The sequence below is a fragment of the Pseudomonas sp. YQ_5 genome, assembly GCF_043103305.1.
Classification (GTDB): domain Bacteria; phylum Pseudomonadota; class Gammaproteobacteria; order Pseudomonadales; family Pseudomonadaceae; genus Aquipseudomonas; species Aquipseudomonas putida_Y.
The window spans coordinates 90290-113206 of sequence record NZ_JBICJS010000063.1; the positions used below are offsets into that span (position 1 = coordinate 90290).

The 22917-nt window shown below is 62.3% G+C and carries 30 protein-coding genes and 1 pseudogene; 14 read left to right on the forward strand and 17 right to left on the reverse strand.

What is annotated here, in order from left to right; genetic code table 11:
• Window positions 1–198: 198 nt before the first annotated feature.
• Genes ACF8EA_RS15310 through ACF8EA_RS15330 form a run of 5 tightly spaced genes read right to left on the reverse strand, consistent with a single transcriptional unit; the run spans window position 199 to window position 3962 of the window.
• Window positions 199–1179, reverse strand: a complete 981-nt coding sequence (locus ACF8EA_RS15310) for a FecR family protein (RefSeq protein WP_392522488.1) — start codon at window positions 1177–1179, stop codon at window positions 199–201.
• Window positions 1176–1751, reverse strand: coding sequence for an RNA polymerase sigma factor (locus ACF8EA_RS15315; RefSeq protein WP_392522490.1), 576 nt, complete (start codon window positions 1749–1751; stop codon window positions 1176–1178). The genes ACF8EA_RS15310 and ACF8EA_RS15315 overlap by 4 nt, the downstream gene beginning before the upstream one ends.
• Window positions 1752–1756: 5 nt before the next feature.
• Window positions 1757–2083, reverse strand: a complete 327-nt coding sequence (locus ACF8EA_RS15320; protein ID WP_392522491.1) for a DUF3325 domain-containing protein — start codon at window positions 2081–2083, stop codon at window positions 1757–1759.
• Complete coding sequence (locus ACF8EA_RS15325; protein ID WP_021784089.1) at window positions 2083–3660, reverse strand: PepSY domain-containing protein; 1578 nt, start codon at window positions 3658–3660, stop codon at window positions 2083–2085. Before ACF8EA_RS15325 ends, ACF8EA_RS15320 begins: the two co-directional genes overlap by 1 nt.
• Window positions 3657–3962 carry a DUF3649 domain-containing protein gene (locus tag ACF8EA_RS15330; protein ID WP_021784088.1) on the reverse strand — a complete coding sequence of 102 codons (306 nt, stop codon included), beginning with the start codon at window positions 3960–3962 and terminating at the stop codon, window positions 3657–3659. Before ACF8EA_RS15330 ends, ACF8EA_RS15325 begins: the two co-directional genes overlap by 4 nt.
• A 256-nt stretch (window positions 3963–4218) precedes the next feature.
• Here ACF8EA_RS15330 and ACF8EA_RS15335 point away from each other — a divergent pair, with 256 nt between their 5' ends.
• Both ACF8EA_RS15335 and ACF8EA_RS15340 read left to right on the forward strand, forming a co-directional pair.
• Complete coding sequence (locus ACF8EA_RS15335; protein ID WP_003251689.1) at window positions 4219–4566, forward strand: HPF/RaiA family ribosome-associated protein; 348 nt, start codon at window positions 4219–4221, stop codon at window positions 4564–4566.
• Window positions 4567–4687: 121 nt separating this feature from the next.
• Window positions 4688–4990 carry a DUF3509 domain-containing protein gene (locus ACF8EA_RS15340; protein ID WP_392522492.1) on the forward strand — a complete coding sequence of 101 codons (303 nt, stop codon included), beginning with the start codon at window positions 4688–4690 and terminating at the stop codon, window positions 4988–4990.
• Between the two features lies 1 nt (window position 4991).
• On the opposite strand, the gene ACF8EA_RS15345 is transcribed toward ACF8EA_RS15340, so the two are convergent.
• Both ACF8EA_RS15345 and ACF8EA_RS15350 read right to left on the reverse strand, forming a co-directional pair.
• On the reverse strand, window positions 4992–5288 hold the full coding sequence (locus ACF8EA_RS15345) for a hypothetical protein (protein ID WP_392522494.1): 297 nt from the start codon (window positions 5286–5288) through the stop codon (window positions 4992–4994).
• Window positions 5289–5402: 114 nt separating this feature from the next.
• On the reverse strand, window positions 5403–5873 hold the full coding sequence (locus tag ACF8EA_RS15350) for a phosphate-starvation-inducible protein PsiE (protein WP_003251685.1): 471 nt from the start codon (window positions 5871–5873) through the stop codon (window positions 5403–5405).
• Between the two features lie 449 nt (window positions 5874–6322).
• Between ACF8EA_RS15350 and ACF8EA_RS15355 the strand changes: the two genes are divergently transcribed.
• The 3 genes from ACF8EA_RS15355 (at window position 6323) to ACF8EA_RS15365 (ending at window position 7917) form a co-directional block, all read left to right on the forward strand.
• Window positions 6323–6565 carry a hypothetical protein gene (locus ACF8EA_RS15355; RefSeq protein WP_392522495.1) on the forward strand — a complete coding sequence of 81 codons (243 nt, stop codon included), beginning with the start codon at window positions 6323–6325 and terminating at the stop codon, window positions 6563–6565.
• A gap of 167 nt (window positions 6566–6732) precedes the next feature.
• A complete protein-coding gene (locus ACF8EA_RS15360; RefSeq protein ID WP_021784266.1) occupies window positions 6733–6996 on the forward strand; it encodes a DUF3077 domain-containing protein in 264 nt (87 codons plus the stop codon).
• A 657-nt stretch (window positions 6997–7653) separates the two neighbouring features.
• Window positions 7654–7917, forward strand: coding sequence for a YebG family protein (locus tag ACF8EA_RS15365; RefSeq protein ID WP_101196252.1), 264 nt, complete (start codon window positions 7654–7656; stop codon window positions 7915–7917).
• Window positions 7918–7975: 58 nt separating this feature from the next.
• Here the strand turns inward: ACF8EA_RS15365 and ACF8EA_RS15370 are convergent, their stop codons facing one another.
• Complete coding sequence (locus tag ACF8EA_RS15370; RefSeq protein WP_392522497.1) at window positions 7976–8995, reverse strand: Leu/Phe/Val dehydrogenase; 1020 nt, start codon at window positions 8993–8995, stop codon at window positions 7976–7978.
• 124 nt (window positions 8996–9119) lie between these two features.
• On the opposite strand from ACF8EA_RS15370, the gene ACF8EA_RS15375 reads away from it, so the two are divergent.
• Entirely contained in the window at window positions 9120–9926 is an 807-nt protein-coding gene (locus ACF8EA_RS15375; protein ID WP_392522498.1) for a SirB1 family protein, read from the forward strand.
• Here ACF8EA_RS15375 and maiA read toward each other — a convergent pair.
• Genes maiA through hmgA form a run of 3 tightly spaced genes read right to left on the reverse strand, consistent with a single transcriptional unit; the run spans window position 9920 to window position 13162 of the window.
• Complete coding sequence (gene maiA / locus ACF8EA_RS15380; RefSeq protein ID WP_103463059.1) at window positions 9920–10552, reverse strand: maleylacetoacetate isomerase; 633 nt, start codon at window positions 10550–10552, stop codon at window positions 9920–9922. The two genes, ACF8EA_RS15375 and maiA, sit on opposite strands and share 7 nt — an antisense overlap.
• A gap of 12 nt (window positions 10553–10564) precedes the next feature.
• Window positions 10565–11857 (reverse strand): fumarylacetoacetase, encoded by a 1293-nt coding sequence (gene fahA / locus ACF8EA_RS15385; protein WP_392522499.1) that lies wholly within the window; start codon window positions 11855–11857, stop codon window positions 10565–10567.
• 3 nt (window positions 11858–11860) lie between these two features.
• Complete coding sequence (gene hmgA / locus ACF8EA_RS15390) at window positions 11861–13162, reverse strand: homogentisate 1,2-dioxygenase (protein ID WP_392522501.1); 1302 nt, start codon at window positions 13160–13162, stop codon at window positions 11861–11863.
• 112 nt (window positions 13163–13274) lie between these two features.
• Between hmgA and ACF8EA_RS15395 the strand changes: the two genes are divergently transcribed.
• Window positions 13275–14108, forward strand: a complete 834-nt coding sequence (locus tag ACF8EA_RS15395; RefSeq protein ID WP_392522503.1) for an IclR family transcriptional regulator — start codon at window positions 13275–13277, stop codon at window positions 14106–14108.
• Here the strand turns inward: ACF8EA_RS15395 and ACF8EA_RS15400 are convergent.
• From ACF8EA_RS15400 to ACF8EA_RS15415, 4 genes and pseudogenes are all read right to left on the reverse strand, one after another.
• Window positions 14039–14458: pseudogene (locus tag ACF8EA_RS15400) on the reverse strand (hypothetical protein); the annotation flags it as partial. The gene ACF8EA_RS15395 and the pseudogene ACF8EA_RS15400 sit on opposite strands and share 70 nt — an antisense overlap.
• Before the next feature lie 515 nt (window positions 14459–14973).
• Window positions 14974–15879, reverse strand: a complete 906-nt coding sequence (locus ACF8EA_RS15405) for an alpha/beta fold hydrolase (protein ID WP_103469453.1) — start codon at window positions 15877–15879, stop codon at window positions 14974–14976.
• A 176-nt stretch (window positions 15880–16055) separates the two neighbouring features.
• The gene (locus tag ACF8EA_RS15410) at window positions 16056–16742 is read right to left on the reverse strand and encodes an LrgB family protein (protein WP_021784276.1); all 687 of its coding nucleotides are present in this window, start codon (window positions 16740–16742) and stop codon (window positions 16056–16058) included.
• Window positions 16732–17118: a CidA/LrgA family protein gene (locus ACF8EA_RS15415; protein ID WP_101196255.1), complete on the reverse strand. Its 387-nt coding sequence runs from the start codon at window positions 17116–17118 to the stop codon at window positions 16732–16734. The genes ACF8EA_RS15410 and ACF8EA_RS15415 overlap by 11 nt, the downstream gene beginning before the upstream one ends.
• Before the next feature lie 98 nt (window positions 17119–17216).
• Here ACF8EA_RS15415 and ACF8EA_RS15420 point away from each other — a divergent pair, with 98 nt between their 5' ends.
• A complete protein-coding gene (locus ACF8EA_RS15420) occupies window positions 17217–18098 on the forward strand; it encodes a LysR family transcriptional regulator (RefSeq protein ID WP_101196256.1) in 882 nt (293 codons plus the stop codon).
• 21 nt (window positions 18099–18119) lie between these two features.
• On the opposite strand, the gene ACF8EA_RS15425 is transcribed toward ACF8EA_RS15420, so the two are convergent.
• On the reverse strand, window positions 18120–18575 hold the full coding sequence (locus ACF8EA_RS15425) for a flavodoxin (RefSeq protein ID WP_021784279.1): 456 nt from the start codon (window positions 18573–18575) through the stop codon (window positions 18120–18122).
• Between the two features lie 115 nt (window positions 18576–18690).
• On the opposite strand from ACF8EA_RS15425, the gene ACF8EA_RS15430 reads away from it, so the two are divergent.
• A complete protein-coding gene (locus ACF8EA_RS15430) occupies window positions 18691–19119 on the forward strand; it encodes a PAS domain-containing protein (RefSeq protein ID WP_392522504.1) in 429 nt (142 codons plus the stop codon).
• Window positions 19120–19178: 59 nt separating this feature from the next.
• Window positions 19179–19796 carry a hypothetical protein gene (locus tag ACF8EA_RS15435; protein ID WP_021784281.1) on the forward strand — a complete coding sequence of 206 codons (618 nt, stop codon included), beginning with the start codon at window positions 19179–19181 and terminating at the stop codon, window positions 19794–19796.
• Here ACF8EA_RS15435 and ACF8EA_RS15440 read toward each other — a convergent pair.
• Window positions 19781–20716, reverse strand: coding sequence for a MerR family transcriptional regulator (locus tag ACF8EA_RS15440; RefSeq protein WP_392522505.1), 936 nt, complete (start codon window positions 20714–20716; stop codon window positions 19781–19783). The genes ACF8EA_RS15435 and ACF8EA_RS15440 overlap by 16 nt on opposite strands.
• Window positions 20717–20935: 219 nt before the next feature.
• On the opposite strand from ACF8EA_RS15440, the gene ACF8EA_RS15445 reads away from it, so the two are divergent.
• The 4 genes from ACF8EA_RS15445 to ACF8EA_RS15460 are packed head-to-tail and all read left to right on the forward strand — an operon-like array spanning window position 20936 to window position 22908.
• Window positions 20936–21496, forward strand: coding sequence for an antibiotic biosynthesis monooxygenase (locus ACF8EA_RS15445; protein ID WP_274119442.1), 561 nt, complete (start codon window positions 20936–20938; stop codon window positions 21494–21496).
• A gap of 33 nt (window positions 21497–21529) precedes the next feature.
• Window positions 21530–22267 (forward strand): dihydromonapterin reductase, encoded by a 738-nt coding sequence (gene folM, locus ACF8EA_RS15450; protein WP_274119443.1) that lies wholly within the window; start codon window positions 21530–21532, stop codon window positions 22265–22267.
• Window positions 22268–22276: 9 nt separating this feature from the next.
• A complete protein-coding gene (locus tag ACF8EA_RS15455) occupies window positions 22277–22570 on the forward strand; it encodes a DUF1244 domain-containing protein (protein WP_392522507.1) in 294 nt (97 codons plus the stop codon).
• Window positions 22567–22908 carry a HopJ type III effector protein gene (locus ACF8EA_RS15460; RefSeq protein ID WP_003251646.1) on the forward strand — a complete coding sequence of 114 codons (342 nt, stop codon included), beginning with the start codon at window positions 22567–22569 and terminating at the stop codon, window positions 22906–22908. Before ACF8EA_RS15455 ends, ACF8EA_RS15460 begins: the two co-directional genes overlap by 4 nt.
• Window positions 22909–22917: the final 9 nt, after the last annotated feature.

Sequence of the window (22917 nt, forward strand, 5' to 3'; positions counted from 1 at the left end):
GGACGCTGACCTGTGGGAGGGTGATTATTGCGAATCAATCGCACTTTCACTCATTACACGGATACCACGTGCTGTTACCTCACCTGTGCCTGGAAATATTTTTGCTGTGCCGGCCTCTTCGCGGGTAAACCCGCTCCTACAGGGGGGCGCGCAACACTGTAGGGGCGGGTTTGCCCGTGAAGAGGCTGGCACAGGCAACTACCGAACCAGGGTCAAACGCCCCAACACGGTCTGCCGTGAGAAACCCATCACCTTGCCCAGCGAATCCAGCGCCAGCAGCGGCTCGGCCACCGGGAAGCTGCCGCTGACCTTGCGCTGCCCCAGGTCACCATCGAGCAACAGGATGCGCCCTGGGTAATAACGCCCAAGGTCTTCGATCACCTGCGCCAGCGGTACCTGGTAATAGTTCAGCCACCCCTGGCGCCAGGCCAGGCGGTTGTCACTGTCCACCGCCAAGGTGTCGCCTACCCTGCCTGCGCGGTAGGTCACCTGCTGGTTGGCAGTCAGTTCTCGCACCAAAGTGCCCTGCGCGGGGCTGACGCCCACACGCCCGCTGCGCACCGTCACCTGGGCGCCCTCGCCTTGCGCACGCACCTCGAACTGGGTGCCGAGCACCCGCACTTCACCGCCGGCAGCTTCCACCAGGAACGGCTCACCGGTATGGGTAACCTCGAAGAACGCCGCGCCATGCAGCAACCGCACACGGCGCTCACCCTGGGCGAAATCGACCGCAATGGCGCTACCTGCATCAAGCGTCACCTGCGACTGATCGGCCAAGGTCACCTGGCGGATCTGCCCGGCACTGCTGTAGTCCGCCTGCAGGTCCTGCAACCAGTACCCCGGGTGCCAACCACCTGCGACGCCCACTGCCAGCACCAGGCAGGCTGCCAACGCCAGCCGTGCCACCCGCCGCCAGCCGCCACGCGCCGGTGGTCTGGCCATGGCATCGAGGTAGCGCTGCAGGGCGTCCTGTTCTTCGTCCGCCAGCCGCGCTGCCGGGGCGGCGCTTTTCTGCCAAAGCACCTGGGCCTGTTCGTAGGCTGCGCGGTGTGCGGGGTCGGCCAGCAACCAGCGCTTGAATGCCGCGCCTTCGGCTTGCCCAGGTTGCTCGTTGATCCGGTTGAACCATTGCAGGGCAGCCTGAAACTGCGCTTCGGTGATCGGCGGTAAACGGCTCATCGACGGGCGCTCCCTGGCCGGCGTGGGGTGGACGCGGGCTCGGCAACACTCGCCTTGCACGCTTCAAGGGCGCGCATCATATGCTTTTCCACGGCGCTCTGTGACAGCTGCATGGCTTTGGCGATCTCGCTGTACTTGCAGCCGTGAATGCGGTTGAGCAGGAAGATCTGCCGGGTGCGCTCGGGCAAGGCACGCAAGGTGGCCTCGATACGCTGCAAGTCGTGGTCGACCTCCACGGCCTGCTCAGGGGCCTGGGCCAGGCTCGCCTCGCTCACCGGCACAGCCGCTTCGGCCACGCGTTCGCGGCTACTCTCGCTGCGCAGGTGGTCTATGGCCAGGTTGCCCGCGCAACGCAGCAGGTAAGTGTCCAGCGCCTCGACCTTGACCTCGGGGCGACGCCAGAAACGCAGGAACAACTCCTGGACCAAGTCCGAAGCGGTGGCGCGGCAGCCGACCCGACGGCTTACCAACGCCTCCATACGCGCACGCTGGGCCTCGAACACCTGGACGAAACGTGCACGCCCGCCTGCGCTGTCAGCGTCAGGCTCGATGATATCCCTTGGCTCGCTCACGGGGGTCACACGGCAAACACGACGAGCATCGGACCCAGCACCACGCTGACGGCGGCCAGGCCCAGCAGCAGACGAGGCTGGTACGGCAGGCCGAACACCCACAGTGCTACCCCGGCCATCATCACCGCGGTCCACTCCACCAAGCCGAGGGCCCAGCCACGCTGGTGCACGCTGAACACCAGCGACAGCATCAACAGCAGCCAACCTGCAACACGCAACAGGTGCAAGTGGCGGGGGTGCGGCTTGCGCCCGAGCAAGTCGCTGAAGTGCTTTTCCATCGCCAGGCACAGCGCAACGAAGCCTGCAAAGGCGATCAGTGCGTTACCCAGCATCAGCTCACCCCCACCGTTTCAATGCTCGGCTTTTTTGTCGTACGCGCCGCGCGCTTGGCTACAGGCGTGGGGCTGGCCAGCATCTTGCGGGCCAGCCAAGCCAGAAACAGGCCGGTCCCCAGGGCTGTCAGGTCGAAGCCGGCCATGGCCCAGTCGCCCTCCAGTACCGAATGGTTCAAGCCCCGGTCCGTCGTCAGGCCATTGAGCAACGGCAGCAGGGCGAAGGCCAGCGCACCCAGCGCCAGTTGCTCGCCCCAGGCCTTGCGCCCGCTACGCAGCACGGCGTGCACCAGCGACAGGCCCCAGGCGATGAAGAAAGCATTCACCTCCCAGTCGGCCCGACCTTCGACAGCCATGGGCACCAGGCGGTTGGCCCAGAAGAAGCTCGCCACCGCCAGCAACAAGCCGCTCATGCTGGCCATATTGAGCACTTCGACCAGGCGCAGCTCACCTGGCACAGCTCCGCTCTTGGCGTGCTTAAGCTGGCGCTTGCCCAACCACATGACCAACCCGGTACCAATCACCGCAGTACCGGCCACGCCAAAGAAGAAATACAGCCAGCGCAGCCAAGGCCCGGCGAAGTTACCCATGTGCAGGCCGGCGAAACTGAAGGCGGTCATCATTAGCCCGCTCTCTGGCTTGCCCTGGCTCAACAGCGCACCACTGGCCCCATCGAATGTCCAGTTGGCGCTACGCCGATAAGCCACGTGGTCGGCTGCCGATTGCGTGAAGGTGACGCGGGCATTGCTGTCGCCCGGGTTCTGCACCTGGATGTTGCCGATACGCGCCCCCGGCTGCAGCTCCTGCACCTTGCCGTAAAGGCTCGGCAGCGCTACCAGCGGCGTGGCCACCTGGGCCGCCTTGGGCGCATCATTGCGGCCAAACAGGTCATTGAAGTATTTGCCGGTGTCATTGCCGTAGCTGGCCATGATGCCTGCCGGCATCACCATGTACATGAACAGCACCAGGCTGCTGTAGCTGATCATCAGGTGGAACGGCAGCACCAGCACGCCGATGGCGTTGTGCCCGTCCAGCCAGGAGCGCTGCCCCTTGCCAGGGCGGAAGGTGAAGAACTCCTTGAAGATCTTCTTGTGGGTAATGATGCCGGTGACCAACCCCAGCAGCATGATGAACGCGCAGAACGTCGATAGCCAACGGCCAACCGGGTAAGGCATCTGAAGCTGGAAGTGGAAGCGGTAGAAGAACTCACCACCGCGGCTGTCACGTGCTTCCACCGGCTGGCCGGTCTGGGTATCGAGGGTTTTTCTGACGAAGCCACGCGGGCCGCCACTGGGGTCGCGGTAGCCCACACTCAAGGCGGCCTCCCGTTCGTTCGGCATGCGAATGAACCAGGTACTCGAATGCCCTGCATTGTCCTGCAGGTAACGTTGAGCGACTGCCAGGCTATTGATCGGGTCCAAAGCATGGCTGCGTACTTCAGGCTGTGACCAATGAGTGATTTCTTCCTTGAAGTACGACAGCGTGCCGGTAAGGAAGATGGCGAACAACAGCCAGCCGAAGATCAGGCCAGTCCAGGTGTGCAGCCAGGCCATGGCCTGGCGGAAGCCTTCTTTCATGCGTTTTTCATCCAGTAGGCAACGCCGCTGATCACGCTCAGCAGCAGGCTTGGCGCCAATACGCCCAACCAGGCGCGAAAGGCGCTGCGGCAGGCAAAACACCAGATGAACGCCAGCAGGTAGAAGACGAACGACAGCAGCAGGCCGATGAGCGTGGCATCGACCTTTGGCAGTGGGGCCAGCAAGGCAATACAGACGCTCGCGAGGGACGCCAGCAGATAACCGCCCAGCAGCGCGGCGAAGCTACGGGATGTCACGGCCAGGCGATAGCTGAGCGGGAGGCCGGCGATTTTGCGCGTCATGACGGGGTCCGGGCGTTTTCGAGATTACAATAATAATGATTTCAATTCTCATAATCAAAGCTCAGGACTATCTACCTGCTTGACCGCGATAGCGGCGCGTCGCAGTCCGCCAATCTGCAACAAGAAATTTATTTTCCAAAAGGGCTTGAATTCGTCTCGCGCTTGCCTGACCTTAGAGTCAAGAGGCGCAGAAATTCCAAGGGTCTCAAGGGCCTAGGCGCGTCTCCATGCGAGCAAGCTGAATAAGGATTGAATCATGCAAATCCAGGTCAACAGCAGCAACGATTTCGACGGTAACGCCCGGCTCGACCAGTGGGTCCGCAGCACACTGCAGAACTCGCTGGAACGTTACGAAGAAGACCTCACCCGCATCGAGGTTCACCTGCGCGACGAGAACGGCGTCAAGCCCGGACCGCATGACAAACGCTGCCAGATGGAGGCTCGCCCGAAAGGCCACCAACCGATTTCCGTGACCCACACCGCCAGTTCGCTGGACCAGGCAGTCGACGGTGCCGCCACCAAGCTCAATCACGCGCTGGAGCACTTCTACGGCAAGCTGCGCAGCAAGCGCGGCGTCTTGGAACTGAGTGACCCAGACGCCTGATCGGCATAGCAAAACGCCCGGCCTTGAGCCGGGCGTTTTCGTTTGTGCCGATCAATGGCGCTGAACCAACGTGCGAACGTCCCGGTCAACCTCTGCATTCACTCAACGCAGAAGCAAGACCATGAATAACCCATTCGAACGAATCAGTGCTGCATTCGCCCCCGAATACCGGGTGAACCTGAGCATTGCCAACCTTGACGGCAGCATCATGCTGACCCTGTCCGACGACGCCGGCGTGGTCGCCAAGCGCCTCATCACACAGGCCCAGCGCAACGACCCGGTGCGCCTGCAGCGGGTGATCGACAGCATCCGCCTGGGCTTGGCCATCGAGTTGGGGCAGAACCCTTTGCAGGTGTTGGCAGCACTGACCCGCGACCCGAACACAAACGTCCGGCCATTCGCGGCAGTCAGCATGACCAACTGACTCAGCCCAACCCCCCCAGCATCCGCCCGATCTCACGCTCCAGGTCGGGCAGGCGCAAACCAACTACCCGATGCGCCGGGTCGAAGGTACCGGGTTTATCGAACAGGCCGAACAGGCCTTGGTCGTAGGTCGGTTCCTGATTCTGTTTCAACCAGTGCAGCGACTCTTCGAGCAGCGTGCGGCTACGTATCACGTCCAGTCCGATCACATCGGCAACTTCGGTGACATGCACAGCATCGGGGTCGAGCTTCAGCGCAGTCTTGAGATGGGCATGTACTTGTTCGGTGGTCACACTCATTGCTGTCTCCTTTGGCGCCCCATGACCGCAACCCAATGTTGCGATTCTTTCCCGAGCGCCAGCCAGGATTCAACAACCTGCACCGCAGGCCTTGGCACTGGGTAAGTAGCCCCTTTACTTGCCCTCTTCCACTGCCTTGCCATTGGCGTCCAGCACCTTGGTCGAGGGGTAGCGGTACGAAGCGTAGCGCACCACCAGGATCGAGAACGCCAGCAGCAGGATGCCGCCGCACAGGTACAGCAGCCCTTCGTCCGGTGCCTTGTGGTGCGAAACATCGCCGATCAGCAGGCGAGTGAGCGCGGTGATTGCCACGTACAGCAGGAAGCGGATCGGCATGTGGTTGGTCTTGAAGTAGATCCCCACCATCGCCCCCAGCTCCAGGTAGATGAACAACAGCAAGATGTCATCGACACTGATCCCGCCCTTGCCCAGCATGTCCAGGAACGTCACGACTGCCGCGTAGGCGGTGATGGCGCCAATGCCGAACAGCGCCAGGTAATGGAACGCCTCGACGCACAGGTTGCCCAGCGAGTCGGCCGAGCCGTGCAGGCCCTTGCGCAGTTTTTCTGCCCATTTGATGTTCACGATGTTCCATTCCCCGATACGTCTTTAAGGATGATGCGTCGCTGATGTGACGCTTGTGCCATGCAGTTAAAGGGCCAAGCCCCTGTCTTGGAAGGCGACCGATTGCCGCAAGGCACCTTGAGGCATGGCGCATTGCAGAAATACACGCCGTGCTTGGGGGAAAAATCAGATTTAACCCCTTCCTTGTAGGGCATTTCCCAAAGATACTCCCTGCCATTGTGGCGTTCGGGCATGCGCACTAGTCTGGGGTCGTCGCTGCCAGTCAGCGATCGGCTTTGACAGGCCGCCCTGAACTAACCACATGGCTTTGCCTTTATGGCAGCTGTCATGGGGCACCTCGTGTGCGCCGGCTTTTGGTTCTGTTCACCGGTCTGTCAACCCATGTACAGCTGCCGCCTCATTGTTTGACAGCAGGAGGTGGTGGCCCCAACTTTGAACAGGCCTTCACCATGCTGAAAATAGTTCCCGATCCACCCCACACCCCCCATTCCCTCGAAGACACCCTGATCCAGGCCACCGACTACGCGTTGTGCGCAGCTACCGTGGTGCATCAGGCGTTGCTGCTTCAGCCCAAGTCACCGGTTTCGATCCTGATGATGACCTCGATGCATGAACTGGAGGCGCTCCGGGCTCTGCTTGAGTCGGCACTGGTTCAGTTGCAGATGCCCGCTGAGCCCAGGACTTCGCACTAAGGCTGGTTTATGCGCCGGGAGGGCCGGCCTCTTCGCGGGCTCCCACAGGATCACCACAGTCTTGAAGACTTGCACAGTACCTGTGGGAGCCTGTGGGATCCTGTGGGAGCGGGCATGCCCGCGAAAGGGTCGGCCCAGGCACTAGAGAAACTTCAGGGGATTGAACAATGACAACAGAAGACACCCAATTCACCGTCGGCAAGACCACTTTCTATCAAGGCGAAAACAGCACCCATCCACTGTTCCGCATCGAGCCCGGCATCCCCTGCAGGGACGCCCGCGAGCAGTCGTCGGAATTGATGGGCTATGTGCGGGAGTTGACCATCACAGGCCTGATGGAGGAGAGGCCCATGATGATCTGGGCGGCCCATTATCTGAGTGCCATGGCCAAGGCGCTTATGGATGATGCCGAGTTGGGTATGAAGCCGTGAGGATTTCACTTCAGGTTGGATGAAGGCCTCTATGTGTTTGCCGCAGCAGTTTCAGCGCCTGTGAGATCGAGCGCCGCCCGCGCGGCGCATCGCGAGCAAGCTCGCTCCTACATTTGTTTCGGGCCAGTATCGCCTGTGCCTACGCGCGCGGCCGCCCTGTTTGTCCCCCACGATATCGAGGTGAGCGCCAAGGGGACGTGCGCGTCTGCCCCAGGAATAATTGGCCCGAAACAAATGTAGGAGCGAGCTTGCTCGCGATGCGCCGCGCGGGCGGCGCTCGATCTACGCAACACCGCAAAAACCAAGGCAGGCGCCTTGCCGCCCTGACACAATCGGCCGTAGCCCCCCACAGAAAAGCTTGACCGCCAACAAAGCATCTACATCTACAGCGCATGCCTTGAGCCAGACTGCTTTCCTTGCGATCACGTGCCTGACGCAAAATCCAGCCGTTAACGCCCCCGTAGGAGCGGGTTCACCCGCGAATAGGCCGGACCTGCCGGCCAATATCCCCCCGCCATTCACCGTCGCAGCCGCCACCGCATTCGCCCGGTCTATACCACGCTACAATTTCTGCTTGCGCACCAACCAGCATTGCCATTACTGTATATAGATACAGTAAATCGCAACACAACCAGCAAAAAGGCATAGAGGTGATGAATGGCCGTCGAAGTGGTGTACCGCAGCAGCCGCGACCCGGAGCGCTTGTTCATGGATAAGGCCGAAGCAGACCGTCACGACAAAATGCTCGAACTGGCCGAGCGCCTGGCAGAAGTACTGCACAAGGCGGTGCCGTCGCTGACTGAGCAGCAGGTCGAGGAAGCCGGTATCTACATGGCAAAGAACCGTGACGTGTTCGCCCGGGCGTTCAAAAGCCAGCCGGATGCGTTGGCCGAGTTGCTTGAGGATCCTGCTGCCGAGTGATCTGAAGGTGCGGGAGCGGGTTTGCCCGCGAAGTGGTCAGCAACACCATCATCAACCTTCAACCATATAACAACCGCTCCGCCAACATCTGCGCCACCCTTGCCGGCGAACGCTTCTCCGCCTGCGCATGGCCAAACACTTCGGTCAGCCGTGAAGGGATCCGCGCCAGGTGCGCAGTAATTGTGCGCTGGTCTTCGCCACGGTGGGTGAGTGCCACATAGATCAGCCCACCGGCATTGATCACGTAGTCAGGTGCATACAATATGCCGCGCGACTCCAGTTGGTCTGCCACCTGCAAGGTAGTCAGCTGGTTGTTGGCTGCCCCCGCTACTGCCGCACAACGCAGTTGCATCACGCTCTGCCCGTTCAGTACCGGGCCCACGCCGCAGGGTGCAAAGATATCGCAAGGGGTACTGATCAACGCATCGTTGGTCACCGGTTTGGCATCGAACTGCTCCATCGCCAGCCGCACCCGCCCCGGGTCCAGGTCGCTGACCAGCAGCTCCGCGCCCACCGCATGCAATTGCTCCGCCAGTGCATAACCGACATTGCCCAACCCCTGCACCGCTACCCGCAAGCCTCTCAGGTCATCGCTGCCCAGCCGGAACGAGGTAGTGGCACGTATGCCTGCGAATACCCCCATCGCCGCATGCGGCGATGGGTCGCCCGAGGCAGTGGTGCTGGTCACATAGGGAGTGCTATGGGCAATGCAGTCCATGTCCAAGGTGGAGGTGCCACTGTCCACGGCAATGATGAAGCGCCCATTCAAGGTATCGATGAAGCGGCCAAAGGCTTCGAACAGCGCGGCGCGGTTTTCCACATGGGGGTTGCGCATGATCACCGCTTTGCCACCCCCCATCGGCAAGCCGGCCAGCGCTGCCTTGTAGCTCATGCCCTGAGCCAGGCGAATAGCGTCGGTCATGGCGCTTTCGTCATCGGCGTAAGGCAGGTAACGGCCCCCCCCCATGGCCGGGCCCAACTGCTCACTGTGGATTGCCACAACGGCTTTCAGGCCCGTAGGCGGGTCATTGAACAGGTGCAGTGACTGGGTACGGGTGCTTTGCATCAGCGCGAACATCGACCGGCTCCCCTACGAGGTGCTCCTTCCAGTATAGGCACGGCCTCGGCGTTGACGCCGCCGCCGGACCACTGGACGAAACCGCGCGCCACGGCTAATACTCAAGCGTGTGTGGAGATGCCCCATGAAGCCACGTCAAGCCTGCCTGGCCTGCCTGGAACGCGAGCCTGTCGACCTGCTGGAAGCCGCATTGTGGATTGCCGCCGAGCACGACCCTGGTGTCGAGCCCGCGGCCAGCCTTGCTGCGCTGCACGACCTGCAGCGCGAGATAAGCGCCAACCTGCCGATGCTTCCACTATGCGAACTGGCCCAGCCACTGCTGCGCCAGCTCAATGCGCTGGGCTTTCAGCAAGATGAATACCACCCCTTGCGCCCGCATGCAGCAATGATGGACAAGGTACTGCAGCGCCGCCGGGGCCAACCCCTGACACTGGCCATCCTCGCTCTGGAACTGGCCAGGCGCCTGTCCATACCGCTGGAGGGTGTGGGCTTCCCTGGCCATTTCCTGCTGCGCGTGCCGGGTGCAGACCACCTGCTCGACCCCTGCGGCGGCCGGCGCCTGTACCCCAGCGACTGCCGCGAGTTGCTGGCGCGCCAGTTCGGCCCGCACCAGGCGCTGACAGCAGAGCACCTGCGCAGCGCCAGCCCGCTGCAAATGCTGCAACGCCTGTCACGCAACCTGCGCCAGCTGCACATCAGTAACGACAACCACCTGGCGGCGTTGATCGATGCAGAGCGGATCATGCTGTTGGGCCCGGTGCAGGTGAGCGACTACATGACCCGCGCCTCGCTCTACCATCATCTGGATTGCCCGCAGGCCGAACGCTTCGACCTGGAGCATGCGTTGCTACTGACGGAAGACCCGGTCCAGCGCCTGAAGCTGTCCGAGCAAATCGGCAAGCTTCCGGCGGCGAACCGTTCACTTCACTGAGCCGGGCTGTCCGGCTGCTGGGCGGGGTGGGCCTTGGCGAACGCCGGGTGCGCGGCCGCCAGTGCGGCAACCCGCAGGATGCGTGGGAAGCTGCCGAGGTCGATGTTGAAGCGTTCGGCCGCGTACAACTGCGGGATCAGATACACATCCGCCAACCCAGGTGTTTCACCAAAGCAGAAACCATGATCGCCAATCAGTTGCTCCACTGCCGCGAGCCCTTGGCTGATCCAGTGGCCGATCCACTGGTTGACCTGCCCCTCGTCCTGACCGGCCTGGCGCAGCCGGTTGAGTACGCTGACGTTGTGCAGCGGATGAATGTCGCAGCCAATGATGGCCGCCACACCCCGTACCTTGGCCCGTGCCTCGGCTGTGGCTGGCAGCAACGCAGGCTGTGGATAAACCTCTTCCAGGTACTCGATGATCGCCGGCGACTGCACCAGCACCTCACCACCGTCGGTGCGCAAGGCCGGTACGCGGCCCTGCGGGTTGACGGCTACATAGCCCTCACCGCGCTGCTCACCCTGCAGCAGGTTGACCGGCAGGGACTGGTAAGCCAGCCCCTTCAGTGCCAGGGCAATGCGCACCCGGTAGGACGAGGTGGAACGGTAATAGGTGTACAGCTCCATACCCCTGCCTCCTCAGTTGGCTGCGATGACCGTGCCGCGGCATTCACCGAAACCGATGCTGGCCACGCCGTCACGTGTGCAGCGGGCACGCAGGATGATTTCGTCGCCGTCTTCGAGGAATTTACGCACCTCGCCGCTGGCCAGCTCGACCGGCAGTTTGCCGCCTTCGGTGATCTCCAGCAGGCTACCGAACGAACCCGGCGTGGCGCCCGACAGCGTGCCCGAACCGAACAGGTCACCCGGCTGCAACTGGCAGCCGTTGACGCTGTGGTGCGCCACCAGCTGCGCCACGGTCCAGTACATGCTGCGGGTGTTGCTCAGGGTCAGGCGGTGCGGGGCAATGCCCTGCTCGCGCATGCGCTCGGTCAGCAGCAGCACTTCGAGTTCGATATCGAATGCACCGCTGGCCTGGTCGCGCTTGTCCAGCAGGTACGACAGTGGCTGTGGGTCGCCTTCCGGGCGGGCCGGCTGGGCGCAGCGGAACGGCTCCAACGCTTCGGCGGTGACCACCCAGGGCGAAATGGTGGTGATGAAGCTCTTGGACAGGAACGGCCCCAGTGGCTGGTATTCCCAAGCCTGGATATCGCGCGCCGACCAGTCGTTGAGCAGGCACAGGCCGGCTACGTGCTCGGCGGCATCGCCTACGGGAATTGCCTGGCCCATGTCATTGCCCTGGCCAATCCAGATACCCAGCTCCAGCTCGTAGTCCAGGCGAGCGCAAGGGCCGAAGCTCGGCTCGGTGTGCCCCGCCGGCAGGGTCTGGCCCTTGGGCCGGCGTACGTCGGTGCCGGACGGGCGGATGGTGGAGGCGCGGCCGTGATAACCGATCGGCACGTACTTGTAGTTGGGCAACAGTGGGTTGTCGGGGCGGAACAGCTTACCCACGTTCTTCGCATGCTCGATACCAACGTAGAAATCGGTGTAGTCACCGATCTGCGCTGGCACGTGCAGCTGGCAGTCGCTGGCCGGGAGCAGCGCCGGCTTCAGGGCCGCCTGGTGTTCGCTGTGCTCACCAAGCAGCACCTGCAAACGCTCGCGCAGGGCTACGCGGGCATTGCGGCCCAAAGCGAAGAATGCGTTCAAAGACCCGCCGCGGGTGGCTTCAACGGCGGCCTTGGCCGCCCCGTCGAACAGCCCGGCGGCCAGCACCGCCTCCAGGTCGAGGATCGCGTCGCCGATGGCCACGCCACAGCGCCTGGCTTCACCCGGCCGGCTGAAGATGCCCAATGGTAAGTTCTGCAGGGGGAAGTCGCTGTGCCCGTTGGCGTGCTCGACCCAGCTACGGGCATTAGCAGAGTGGTTCATGGATTATCTCCGGTTCGGGTTGAAGGTGCTCGGCAAGGTCGCCCAGCAACTATCGTAGTCGGCCTGCAATTGCGGGCACTCAAGGGCTTGCAGGCTCGGGCGCAACACCTGGCTGGTCTCGAACATGAAGGCCATGGTGTTGTCGATCTTGTGCGGCGCCAGATCGGCGGCAATGGCCTTTTCACAGGTTTCGGCGTCGGGGCCATGGGCACTCATCACCCCGTGCAACGAGGCACCACCCGGCAGGAAGCCCTCGGCCTTGGCGTCGTAGGCGCCATTGATCAGGCCCATGAACTCGTTCATCAGGTTGCGGTGGAACCATGGCGGACGGAAGGTGTTCTCGGCCACCATCCAGCGTGGCGGGAAAATCACGAAGTCCATGTTGGCCATGCCATGCACGCTGGTGGGCGAGGTGAGCACAGTGAAGATCGAGGGGTCCGGGTGGTCGAAGCTGACCGTGCCGATGGTGTTGAAGCGGCGCAGGTCATACTTGTACGGCACGTTGCTGCCATGCCAGGCCACAACGTCCAGAGGCGAGTGCTGCAGCTCGCAGGCCCAGTGTTCCCCCAGGAACTTCTGTACCAGTTGCACCGGGCCTTCGGCTTCTTCGTACCGGGCCACGGGCGTGAGGAAGTCGCGGGGGTTGGCCAGGCCGTTGCTGCCGATCGGGCCCAGGTCCGGCAGGCGCAGCGGCGCACCGTGGTTTTCCGCGATATAGCCACGTGCCTGGCCGTCGAGCAGTTCGACGCGAAACTTCATGCCACGCGGGATCACCGCAATTTCCAGCGGCTCGACCTCCATCACGCCCAGTTCGGTGGCGATGCGCAGGCGGCCCTGTTCCGGCACCAGTAGCAGCTCACCGTCTGCGTTGAAGAACACCCGTTCCATGGACCGGTTGGCGCAGTAGATGTAGATGCTCACGCCAGCCGGTTTTTCCGCTGCGGCGTTGGCAGCCATGGGCAGCCAACCTTCGATGAAATCGGTCGGTTCAGCAGGAATCGGCTGCGGGCTCCAGCGCAGGCGGTTGGGGTTGATGCCCCCCAGTGGCCCGCCGAGCGGCTGGCGCGCCAGACGCTCGAAGCGTGGGTGCAAGGCAGAAGGCCGAATGCGGTATAGCCAGGTACGGCGCAGCTCGCTACGGGTCATGGTGAACGCCGTGCCCGACAGCAGCTCGGCATACAGGCCATACGGGGCCTTCTGCGGGGAGTTCTGCCCGACAGGCAGCGCCCCGGGCAATGCTTCGCTGGCGAATTCGTTGCCGAAGCCGCTCAGGTAGTGAAGGTCGGGCGACGTGTCGCGGTTCATCGATGCCTCCGGATTTTGTTTTTATCGTAATCAAATTACGAATAACGTAATTTGCTCCGCTCAAGGCGTCAAGCTATAAAGGCGACACGATAAATTCGGAACCTCCCCTCCCATGGCCAAAGCCAACTCCCCCACCGACACCGGCAAGCAGAAGGTCCGCTCGGCGGAAGTCGGCACCGACATCCTCAAGGCCCTCGCCGAACTCTCACCCTCGACTTCACTATCGCGCCTGGCCGAGCACGTGCAGATGCCTGCGAGCAAAGTGCATCGCTACCTGCAGGCGCTGATTGCCAGTGGTTTTGCCGAACAGGATGCGGCCACCAACCATTACGGGCTGGGGCGTGAGGCATTGCGGGTGGGGCTGGCGGCGCTGGGCAGCATCGATGTGCTCAAGGTGGCGGCGATGCCGTTGTCGCAGTTGCGAGATGAACTCAACGAAAGTTGCTTCATCGCCGTGTGGGGCAACCAGGGGGCCACGGTAGTAAGCATCGAACCTGCCGTGCGCGCGGTCACCGTGGTGACCCAGATCGGCTCGGTGCTGCCGTTGCTCAGCTCGTCCACCGGGCTGGTATTCGCCGCTTACCTGCCCGAGCGAGAAACCCAGGAGCTGCGCGACAGGGAACTGGCCGCTTTGCAACAAACCGCCAGTGACTACCACACACTGCTGGCCGGCATCCGCGAACAGGGCCTGCACCATGTGCATGGCCTGCTGATGCCGGGGGTGGATGCGCTGTCGGCGCCGGTATTCAACGCCATGGGGCAGATCGCCGCGGTGATGACCGTGGCCGGGCCGACGTCGATCTTCCATGCCGATGAACATGGGCCGGCAGCGCAGCGCCTGCTCACGGCCGCACGAACCGTGAGCTGGCGCATGGGTTACGCGGGCAACCCACACTGCGCTTCGACGTCTAGCGTTTCCTCCTCGACCAGCCAGAGCAGTTCCTGAGAGAAACCGTCATAAAGGGCGGGCGCCACCTCGCTCACCAAATCGCCGTAGTCATCGCATAGCCGCCCGATCACACGCGAGAAGGCCGTGGGCTGCGACACCTCTGCCCGGGAAACCACGGTGATGTATTTCTGCGCGGCACCGAACAGCCGTACCAAGCCCCCCGTGGAAGCCACCGTTCCTGCCACCCCCGCCGCGAACGACAGCAAGGCGGCAGAACGGTCGCCATCGCTCCACGCGATGGCCCCGGTGACGCAGGACCTGGCCGCACAGAACAGCCCGACGGCCATGGCTGCCAGCGGAAACGGCACGCTGAGGATGCCGGCCAGTACGATCTCCCACTCCACCAGGTGCGAGATATCCTGGCCGGTAGCCGAAGTAATGCGGGCAAAGCCGGAAAAGGTGTAATACGTGGCGTGCCCTTTGATGATGGTCTGCTTTCAGCAAAGGCAGGGACGAGTTCACGGGCAGCGCGCGCGTTCAGTATCGAACCAGCAACCGCTGGCCAGGCTGTAGATCAGAAAATCCGCAGGTGCGTCCGGGTTCTGTTCGAGTGAACGGATGAGAAAGGCAATAGCGCAGGGAAACTTACCAGCACTTGGCACTGTTGCCCGAAACGTAAAGGTGAATGTCGACAGAAGCTATTTTTCCAGACGGATCAAGCGCTTATTCTTAACTCACTGGCCGGCTTGAAGGGCTCTCCCCCCCGCCTTTCAAGCCTGCTAGGTTCACCGACGTAGATTTTGAAGCTCCTTGATCTGACGTCTCGATTGGCCGCTGCGGCTTGCAGCGGCCTTTTTTTTGATGTCTGAAAATGCATCCTGCCCGTCAGGTGGCTGTCACTCTCATCAGCGCAAAGGCCTCGTCATGACCACGCCACTTTCGGCGGGTAATAGCTCAGCGGCCGCTCACGAAAGGCCAGGTAGTGGCGCAGGACCTGCACTGGCGCTTCCGTATGCGGGTAATGGCCAATGCCCAGTAACTGCACGGTGTCCGGCTCCGGCACCAGTTGCCGGTAGCGCTCAAGCATGTGCGCGCCGGAAAGCGGGTCGACAATGCCATTGATCAAGCGCAGCGGCACGCCTTTACGTTGCATCGCCCCTACCCAGCGTTCGCGGTGCAACCTGCGCTCCGGCATGTAGCCCACCAGCTTGTGCAGGATGCGCGTGCCCCGGTTGGCAGCGATCAGGCTCCAGAAGTCATCCAGCGCGCTTTCACTGGGATGGGTGCAGGGGCCGTAGACCTGCATCACATTGCGCACCAGGTCGTCACGCCCGAACGAGCGCCCGACCAGCCAGCCAAACCGGCTGAGCAGCAACTTCTGGATCAGTAGCATGCGGCAGCTTTCGGGGAACAGCCCGCTGTTGAGGAACACACAGCTGCCAATGTCGGCACGCTGCTCATGGTGTCGCGCCAGCAGTTCCTGCGCGACGCTGCCACCGTAGTCGTGAGCCAACAGGTGTACTGGCTCCGTGACCTGCAGGTGGGCAAGCAATGCCTGCTGCAGGTCTGCTTGCTCCATCAGGCTGTAAGTGTGATCGACAGGCTTGTCCGAATCACCAAAGCCGAGCATGTCGCAAGCGATCACCCGGAAACGTTGGCTCAGAGGGCCCCACAGGTAGTGCCAGTCCCAACTGGCGGTGGGGAAACCGTGTAACAGAAGCAGAGGCTCTCCTTGCCCTGCGGTCCAGTAGCGGATGCTCTGGCCCCGGAAGATGAAACTCTGTGCCCGGGTACGCCAGACGCACAATGGAATCTCGGCCATAGGCATCAGAAGTGTCCCGGTGTTGTGGTGTTGGCGGAATAGGGCAAGGCTGCGTTCATTGCATGTCACCTCGGCACTTACATGTGCTCTCTATGTCGAGGCAAAGTCTAGCCAGCAGCCCATTGGCTGGAACTTGCGTTGCCAGCCAGCTTGATGACTGAGCGAGTCAGTGGCACGAACGGTCAGAGGAGTAAGGCCAACAAGGGGGCCGCGAACAGGTTGAGTAGCCCGGTCAGGACCATCACCAGACCGGCCACCGAGCCTTCCTCACGGCCCACTTCCTGCGCCCGGCTAACCCCGGCACCATGCGCGCCAACACCGAACAGCGCACCTCGTGCCAGCGGCGTACGCAGCGGCAACCAACGCAACAGCACACCGCCGAACATGGCACCGAGCACGCCGGTGAACATCACGAACACCGCGGTCAGTTCTGGCACCCCACCCAGGTCGTGGGCCAAGGGCATGGCAAATGGCGTGGTGATCGAGCGCGGCACCAGCGACAGGCTGGTTGCGCTGTCCAGCGCCAACAGGTGCGCCAGCCCCCAGGAGCTGGCGATCGAGGCACTGCTGCCAGCGACCATGCCCACCATCAAGGCCGGCCAGTGGCGCGCCAGCATGGCCCGCTGCTGCCAGATCGGTACCGCGAAGGCTACGGTCACCGGGCCGAGCACGCTCATCAACCAGTGGGTGTTGCGCGCATACTCGGCATAGGCTGTATGCAGTGGCACGGCCACAGCCAACAGCAACACCGGCACCAGGATCAACGGTGACAGCAGGTAGCGTTTGCTACGCCGGTACAACCAGCGGCTGCCCAGGTAAGCCAGCAAGGTCAAGGCCAACCAGAACAGCGGCATGGGTTCAAGGCTCATGGCGCAACCTCCAGCGGCACACCAGCTCAACGGTCATGGCGGTTACTATCATCACCATCAGCGTGCTCACGGCGATCACCAGCAAGATGCGCCAGCCCTCATCACGGATCAGTGAGCCATAGTCGAGCAGGCTCATCAGCGCCGGGATGAAGAACAACAGCATCTCAGCCATCAGCCAGCCAGCACCCAATTGCAGCATGGCCGGTTTGAGCACACCCGAAGCGAACAGTATCAACAGCAGTGCCAGACCCATTACACCACCGGGGATCGGCCAGCCCAGCCAACTGGCAATCTGGCCACCAAGCAGGAACAGCGCACAGAGAACCGCCAGCTCGACAAGCAGGCGCAGAGCTTTTTTCAGTAATGCAGGTTTCATGGCAGGGGTTCCTCGACAGGCCCTCATTTTAAGATTTGGCTGCCTAGGCCAGAAGCGAATTGTTAGACTGCTCACCATTCCAAAATGGAATCCGAAGCATGGAATTCAAACAACTGCGCAGCTTCATCGAAGTGGTCCACCGCGGCGGTTTTACCCAGGCGGCACAGACCCTGCACATCAGCCAGTCGGCCGTGAGCAAGCAGGTGGCCCAGCTTGAGCAAGATGTGGGCCAGCCGCTGCTGGAGCGCCAGGCTTCGCAACTGCACTTGACCGCTGCCGGCCGCATCGTGCTGGAGCGTGGCGAAGCCCTGCTGCGTCAGCGCCAGGCGCTACTCAACGAGCTGGACGATCTCAGCCAGATGGAGCGTGGCGAACTACGCCTGGGCTTGCCGATGCTTGGCAGCGACACGCTGTTCGCCGGCTTTTTCGCCGAGTACCGGCGGCGCCATCCGAACATCGCCATCCAGCTGCTGGAAGGCGGCAGCCGCAGCATCGAACAGGCGGTCAGAAGTGGCGAACTGGAACTGGGCGGCTGTTTGACGCCTACCGACGAGGCATTCGACTACCAGCCTTTCTGCAACGAACGGCTGGATGCGTTGCTGCCGGCTGGCCATGCCTTGGCGGGCCTGGACGCTGTGGCCCTGGAGCAACTGGCCGATACACCTTTTCTGCTGTACCAGCGCAGTTTTGTGCTCAACGACCGGCTGCTGAAGGCGTGCCAGCAGCAGGGCTTCACCCCCAAGGAAGGCGGACGCAGCGGGCAGGCGGATTTTTTGGCGGCGCTGGTTGCAGCGGGCCAGGGCGTGGTGATGCTGCCCCGGGTAGTGGCAAAAGCGCTGGAGCGCCCCGGGGTGGTGCGTGTGCCGTTGAATACGCAGGAAGATTTGCGCTGGGACATCGCGTTTATCTGGCGACGCGGCGCCTACCTGTCACGGGCAGCGCAGGCGTGGTTGGCCTTGTTGCGCGAGCCGCACAGCTAACACGCCTGCCCAGGTGCCGGTTCAGGCTTTCAGTGCGCTCGCCAACTCAGCCAGCCAAGGCTCGGCATCCGCTTCCGGGGTCACCGTCTCGCTCGCATCCAGGCGCAGCATTGGCTGCACTTCGCGCACGCCCAGTTCGGCGAACAGCTCACGCATCTGCTCGCCACCACCGCAATAGGTATCGCCATAACTGGAGTCGCCCAGCGCGATCACCGCGCCAGGCAGGCCACGCCAGGCTGCGGGCAGTGTGTCACGAATGGTGCTGTACAGCGGCATGAGGTTGTCCGGCAGCTCACCCATACCGGTGGTCGAGGTCACGGCCAGCAAGGCGTCGGGGGCAAAACCCTGCAGATCCTGAAGGGTGGCACGCGCAGCATGCCAAGCCTCGAAACCCGCCGCCTTGAGCAGCGATTCAGCGTGACGGGCGACTTCTTCGGCGGTGCCATAGACCGAGCCGGAAATAATGGCGACTTTCATCGAGTAGAGGATTCCGAAACTGAGTGAAAACGTAGGATACTAGCATTCAACGCTGGCAAAAGGCCGCCCTTACCAAAGTCGCCATCTTCCGTTTTCCTTCACCTATGGCCCGGACATGATCAACGCGCAATTGCTGCAATCGATGGTCGATGCGTCCAATGACGGCATCGTGGTTGCCGAACAGGAAGGCGACGACACCATCCTGATCTACGTGAACGCCGCTTTCGAATGCCTCACTGGCTACAGCCGTGACGAGATTCTCTATCAGGATTGCCGGTTTCTGCAGGCTGACGACCGTGACCAGCTTGGCCGCGCACGCATCCGCAAGGCCATGGCCGAGGGCCGCCCATGCCGCGAAGTGCTGCGTAACTATCGCAAGGATGGCAGCGCCTTCTGGAACGAGCTGTCGATCACGCCGGTGAAGAGCGGCTTCGACCAGCGCACTTACTTCATCGGCATCCAGAAAGACGTCAGCCGCCAGGTCGAACTGGAACGGGAGCTGGCAGCACTGCGCGCTCATCTGAAACCCGACGAACGCGCCTGAACCAAGTTCGCCACGCACGGTCAATTCCGTTGAAGAAATCGCCACCACCGAGTTCGATCATGCAAGCAGACGCGCTCCTGACCCAGGACGAACTGGATTTCATACAGAACATGCAGCACTCGCCGCAACTGAACCTGGCTGACACCATGTCGAGCTTGCTGGTCAATGGCGACCGCCGCATACAAAGCTTGCTCACCCGGTTGGTGGCTAACGAGCAGGTGACCTTACAGGCCCAGTTCAACAACCAGCAGATCAGTTTCCCGCTGCAACTGGTAGAGGACGAGTTCCACGCCCTGCACCTGCAGCTGGGCTCACCGGAAATCTACGAAGACGGCCCCATGCTGCGCCCATGGCGCTTGTCGATGGACCAGCCGAGCGCACTGCTCGATGCCCATGACGAGGCAAGCGGCCTGTGGGTACGCGAAATTTCCTTCAAAGGTGTGCTGCTGGAAGTCCGTGATTTGCCAACAGCACCCGCCCGCTTCGAGCTGCGCTTCGCCCCGGGCGGCATCACCCCGATCGAACTGCATGGTGTGTTGGGCCGGCGCATCGGCACGGACCTGGCTGCCTACGACCTCGGCCAAAGCCCAGCCGAAGAAATCGAACGCCTGCGCGACTACATCCTCCAGGCCCACCGCCGCGCCCACCCCGAGCTGCACACTCAGGTATCGAGCTGACGGGCCAGAAACTGCCGCAAGCGCTGGCGCATCACACTGCCCTGCGCGCCCAGGCAGGCTACAGGGCTGCCAGCCAGGCTGTCCTGTACCGCTTCCGCCGCTTCACCGGCCAGTAACAATGGGCATTCCAGCATCGATGCCAGGCGCTTGAAGTGCCGGGCGAGTTCTGCTGTGGGCGATTGATGGGAAAACAGCACCAGGGCGTCCGGCTTCAGCCGTTCGCAGACCAGCGCAAGCTCTTGCAGCGGCTGCCCGTTCGCCAACGGGATCACGCGTGTTTCATCGTTACCCAGGATCAGGCTGGTTACCAGCAACTCAAGCTCATGGCACTGCCCCGGCAATGGCGCCAATAGCACGGTGCGGTTACACGGTACACGGGCCAGCTGCAAGCGGGCGAAAACCCGACCGCGCAGGAACTGGTCATAGAACAGCCATTCGCTGGCCTGCCCGTAGCCGCCTTGCCGGACTACCATGTCATGCCACACTGGCATGAACACATCGGCGAACACCTGGTCCAGGGTGCTGGCCGCGAACACCTCGTCGTAAAGGCGATTCAGGCTCGCCACGTCGAAGTGCTGTACCGCCAGGCGAATCTGGTTTTGCCAGCGCAGGCAGGCGTCCACCGCGCCGCCAGCCTGCCCGGAGAGGGCATCGCCGCGAGCCAGAATACTGCCGACCTTGCTGATCGCCACGCCGCGCTCCAGCCACCCAAGAATACGGCGGATTTCATTGATATCAGCCTGGGAATACAGGCGGTGACCACTGTCGGTACGGATGGGCTGAATCAGTCCATAACGGCGTTCCCAGGCACGAAGGGTCACGGCGTTGACACCGGTCAAGCGTGACACTTCACGAATCGGAAATAACTCCTGCTGCTCGAAGCTTGCATCGATCAACGGTTTACGTCCCTGTTCGCTCATCTGCACAAAATACCCTGAGTGCGAAAAAACCGAACGTATAGCTTACTACGACTGTGCTGTTCTGTTGATGCCACCGTTTGCCAGCAGATAGTTTGCCGAAGATCGCAACTGCGCGATAATGTGCGCCCGATTCTTGCATGCACGACTGCGTCGCCCACCACCCCGGGCCACACAGCCAAAGGGCCAGCTACCCGCCAGCCCGTTGCCAGGAGATACACGATGTCTACCCCACCCGTTACCCTCATGGTGTCGCGCCGCGCCGCCCATGGCCGCTACCAGGACCTGCTGGCCTGGCTGCACGAAGGCGAACAGCTGGCCACCGACTTCCCTGGCTACCTCGGCTCGGGCATCCTTGCCCCGCCCAAGGATGGCGACGAATTTCAGATCATCTTCCGCTTCAGCGACGAGCCGACCCTGCATGCCTGGGAGCACTCCGCCTCTCGCCGCGCATGGTTACAACGCGGCAACGGCCTGTTCGAACGCCCCAAAGAGGCGCGTGTCAGCGGTATCGACGACTGGTTTGGCACCAACAAGGTGCAAAAACCGCCACGCTGGAAGCAGGCCGTGGCTATCTGGCTGGCGTTTTTCCCTGTCTCGCTGGCCTTCAACCTGTTGTTCGGCCATTGGTTGACGGCACTCGACCTCGTGCCCCGGGTACTGCTCAGCACCCTGGCCCTGACGCCGGTGATGGTGTACCTGTTCATCCCGCTGTCCACCCGCCTGCTATCCAGTTGGCTGCAGCCCTCCCCGGCCACTGCCGGCGCCTTGCGCAGCCGCTGAGGCCAGGCCATACAACAGGGAAACAGTTCGGGTATGCTGGGTGGCAACCAACGGACAGACAAGTTGACCACCCCGAACATGAACAGCCCCATTCTCGTTACCGGAGCCAGCCAGCGTGTCGGGCTGGCCCTGGCCCTCGAACTGGCACAGGCCGGCCATACGGTGGTCAGTGCCAGCCGCAGCATCCAGCCACAGGCAGCCCACCCCAACATCGTGCAGTTTCAGGCCGACCTGTGCCACGCGGGCGACCGCCAGGCGCTGATCGATCACCTGCACGACCGTTACGACGGACTGCGCGCCATCATCCACAACGCCTCGCTATGGCTCGACGACGGCCTCGACAACCTCGAGACCATGTTCCGCCTGCACGTCGAAGCGCCCTACCACCTAAACCTGGCCTTGGGTGACCTGCTGGCCAAGGTGGAAAAGGCCGACATCATCCACATCTGCGACGAAACCTCTTCGCGCGGCAGTAAAAGCCACATCGGCTATGCCGCCACCAAAGCCGCACTGCAGAACATGGTGCTGTCATTCGCTGAAAAATATGCGCCCAAGGTGCGTGTGAACGGTATCCTGCCCGGGCTGCTGATCCTCAAGGAAGGGGGTGACGAAGCCTACCGCCAGCAAACCCTGAAAAAGGCCCTGCTGGAATTCGAACCCGGCGCCGGCCCGCTGATCGAGACCGTCAAGTACCTGCTCGCCAGCCAGTACAGCACCGGCAGCCAGGTTGTCATCAACGGTGGCCGCCACCTGAAGAACCGCATGACTTGAGAGAAGACCATGACCCCACAACAACAGCTCGAGCTCGAGGCCGCCGCGTTCCGGCGCCTGGTCGAACACCTGCAAAAGCGCACCGACGTACAGAACATCGACCTGATGAACCTGTCCGGTTTCTGCCGCAACTGCCTGTCCAAGTGGTACAAGGCCGCCGCTGATGAGCGTCAGCTGGACCTGAGCCTGGATGATGCCCGCGAAGCGGTGTACGGCATGCCCTACGCCGAGTGGAAAGCCCAATACCAGAAAGAAGCCAGCGCCGAACAACAAGCGGCGTTCGAAGAAGGAAAAACCTCGTGACTGATCTGAATACCCTGCGCGCAAGCCTGGCCAGCGGCCAACATGTATTTGCCGATACCTTGGCGTTCATTGCCGACAATTACAGCTACCAGCCGCAGGCCTTCAACAACGGCGGCGTGGAGAATGCGGCAGGGCAGAACGAAGGTTCGTGCAAAACCCTGGGCCTGGCCTTGCTTGAAGGGCTGAGCGACCAGGAAGCGCTGCTGGCCTTCGGCGAGCACTACCGTGATGTGGTGGCCACGCCTGAGGGTAGCGACCATGGCAACATCCGTGCGCTGATCAAACACGGTCTGGCGGGTGTGAAGTTTGCTGCGCAGCCGCTTGCGCGCAAGGCTTGATATTGCCGG

Bases quoted from the DNA above. Each gene is read 5' to 3' on its own strand.
- ACF8EA_RS15335 (WP_003251689.1), top strand. From the start codon at position 4,219: ATGCAAATCCAGGTCAACAGCAGCAACGATTTCGACGGTAACGCCCGG.
- ACF8EA_RS15340 (WP_392522492.1), top strand. From the start codon at position 4,688: ATGAATAACCCATTCGAACGAATCAGTGCTGCATTCGCCCCCGAATAC.
- ACF8EA_RS15310 (WP_392522488.1), bottom strand. From the start codon at position 1,179: ATGAGCCGTTTACCGCCGATCACCGAAGCGCAGTTTCAGGCTGCCCTG.
- hmgA (WP_392522501.1), bottom strand. From the start codon at position 13,162: ATGAACCGCGACACGTCGCCCGACCTTCACTACCTGAGCGGCTTCGGC.
- ACF8EA_RS15440 (WP_392522505.1), bottom strand. From the start codon at position 20,716: ATGAGCGAACAGGGACGTAAACCGTTGATCGATGCAAGCTTCGAGCAG.
- ACF8EA_RS15325 (WP_021784089.1), bottom strand. From the start codon at position 3,660: ATGAAAGAAGGCTTCCGCCAGGCCATGGCCTGGCTGCACACCTGGACT.
- maiA (WP_103463059.1), bottom strand. From the start codon at position 10,552: ATGGAGCTGTACACCTATTACCGTTCCACCTCGTCCTACCGGGTGCGC.
- ACF8EA_RS15430 (WP_392522504.1), top strand. From the start codon at position 18,691: ATGATCAACGCGCAATTGCTGCAATCGATGGTCGATGCGTCCAATGAC.
- ACF8EA_RS15360 (WP_021784266.1), top strand. From the start codon at position 6,733: ATGACAACAGAAGACACCCAATTCACCGTCGGCAAGACCACTTTCTAT.
- ACF8EA_RS15320 (WP_392522491.1), bottom strand. From the start codon at position 2,083: ATGCTGGGTAACGCACTGATCGCCTTTGCAGGCTTCGTTGCGCTGTGC.
- ACF8EA_RS15455 (WP_392522507.1), top strand. From the start codon at position 22,277: ATGACCCCACAACAACAGCTCGAGCTCGAGGCCGCCGCGTTCCGGCGC.
- ACF8EA_RS15425 (WP_021784279.1), bottom strand. From the start codon at position 18,575: ATGAAAGTCGCCATTATTTCCGGCTCGGTCTATGGCACCGCCGAAGAA.
- ACF8EA_RS15365 (WP_101196252.1), top strand. From the start codon at position 7,654: ATGGCCGTCGAAGTGGTGTACCGCAGCAGCCGCGACCCGGAGCGCTTG.
- fahA (WP_392522499.1), bottom strand. From the start codon at position 11,857: ATGAACCACTCTGCTAATGCCCGTAGCTGGGTCGAGCACGCCAACGGG.
- ACF8EA_RS15375 (WP_392522498.1), top strand. From the start codon at position 9,120: ATGAAGCCACGTCAAGCCTGCCTGGCCTGCCTGGAACGCGAGCCTGTC.
- ACF8EA_RS15435 (WP_021784281.1), top strand. From the start codon at position 19,179: ATGCAAGCAGACGCGCTCCTGACCCAGGACGAACTGGATTTCATACAG.
- ACF8EA_RS15395 (WP_392522503.1), top strand. From the start codon at position 13,275: ATGGCCAAAGCCAACTCCCCCACCGACACCGGCAAGCAGAAGGTCCGC.
- ACF8EA_RS15415 (WP_101196255.1), bottom strand. From the start codon at position 17,118: ATGAAACCTGCATTACTGAAAAAAGCTCTGCGCCTGCTTGTCGAGCTG.
- ACF8EA_RS15405 (WP_103469453.1), bottom strand. From the start codon at position 15,879: ATGCCTATGGCCGAGATTCCATTGTGCGTCTGGCGTACCCGGGCACAG.
- folM (WP_274119443.1), top strand. From the start codon at position 21,530: ATGCTGGGTGGCAACCAACGGACAGACAAGTTGACCACCCCGAACATG.
- ACF8EA_RS15410 (WP_021784276.1), bottom strand. From the start codon at position 16,742: ATGAGCCTTGAACCCATGCCGCTGTTCTGGTTGGCCTTGACCTTGCTG.
- ACF8EA_RS15420 (WP_101196256.1), top strand. From the start codon at position 17,217: ATGGAATTCAAACAACTGCGCAGCTTCATCGAAGTGGTCCACCGCGGC.
- ACF8EA_RS15355 (WP_392522495.1), top strand. From the start codon at position 6,323: ATGCTGAAAATAGTTCCCGATCCACCCCACACCCCCCATTCCCTCGAA.
- ACF8EA_RS15330 (WP_021784088.1), bottom strand. From the start codon at position 3,962: ATGACGCGCAAAATCGCCGGCCTCCCGCTCAGCTATCGCCTGGCCGTG.
- ACF8EA_RS15345 (WP_392522494.1), bottom strand. From the start codon at position 5,288: ATGAGTGTGACCACCGAACAAGTACATGCCCATCTCAAGACTGCGCTG.
- ACF8EA_RS15370 (WP_392522497.1), bottom strand. From the start codon at position 8,995: ATGTTCGCGCTGATGCAAAGCACCCGTACCCAGTCACTGCACCTGTTC.
- ACF8EA_RS15445 (WP_274119442.1), top strand. From the start codon at position 20,936: ATGTCTACCCCACCCGTTACCCTCATGGTGTCGCGCCGCGCCGCCCAT.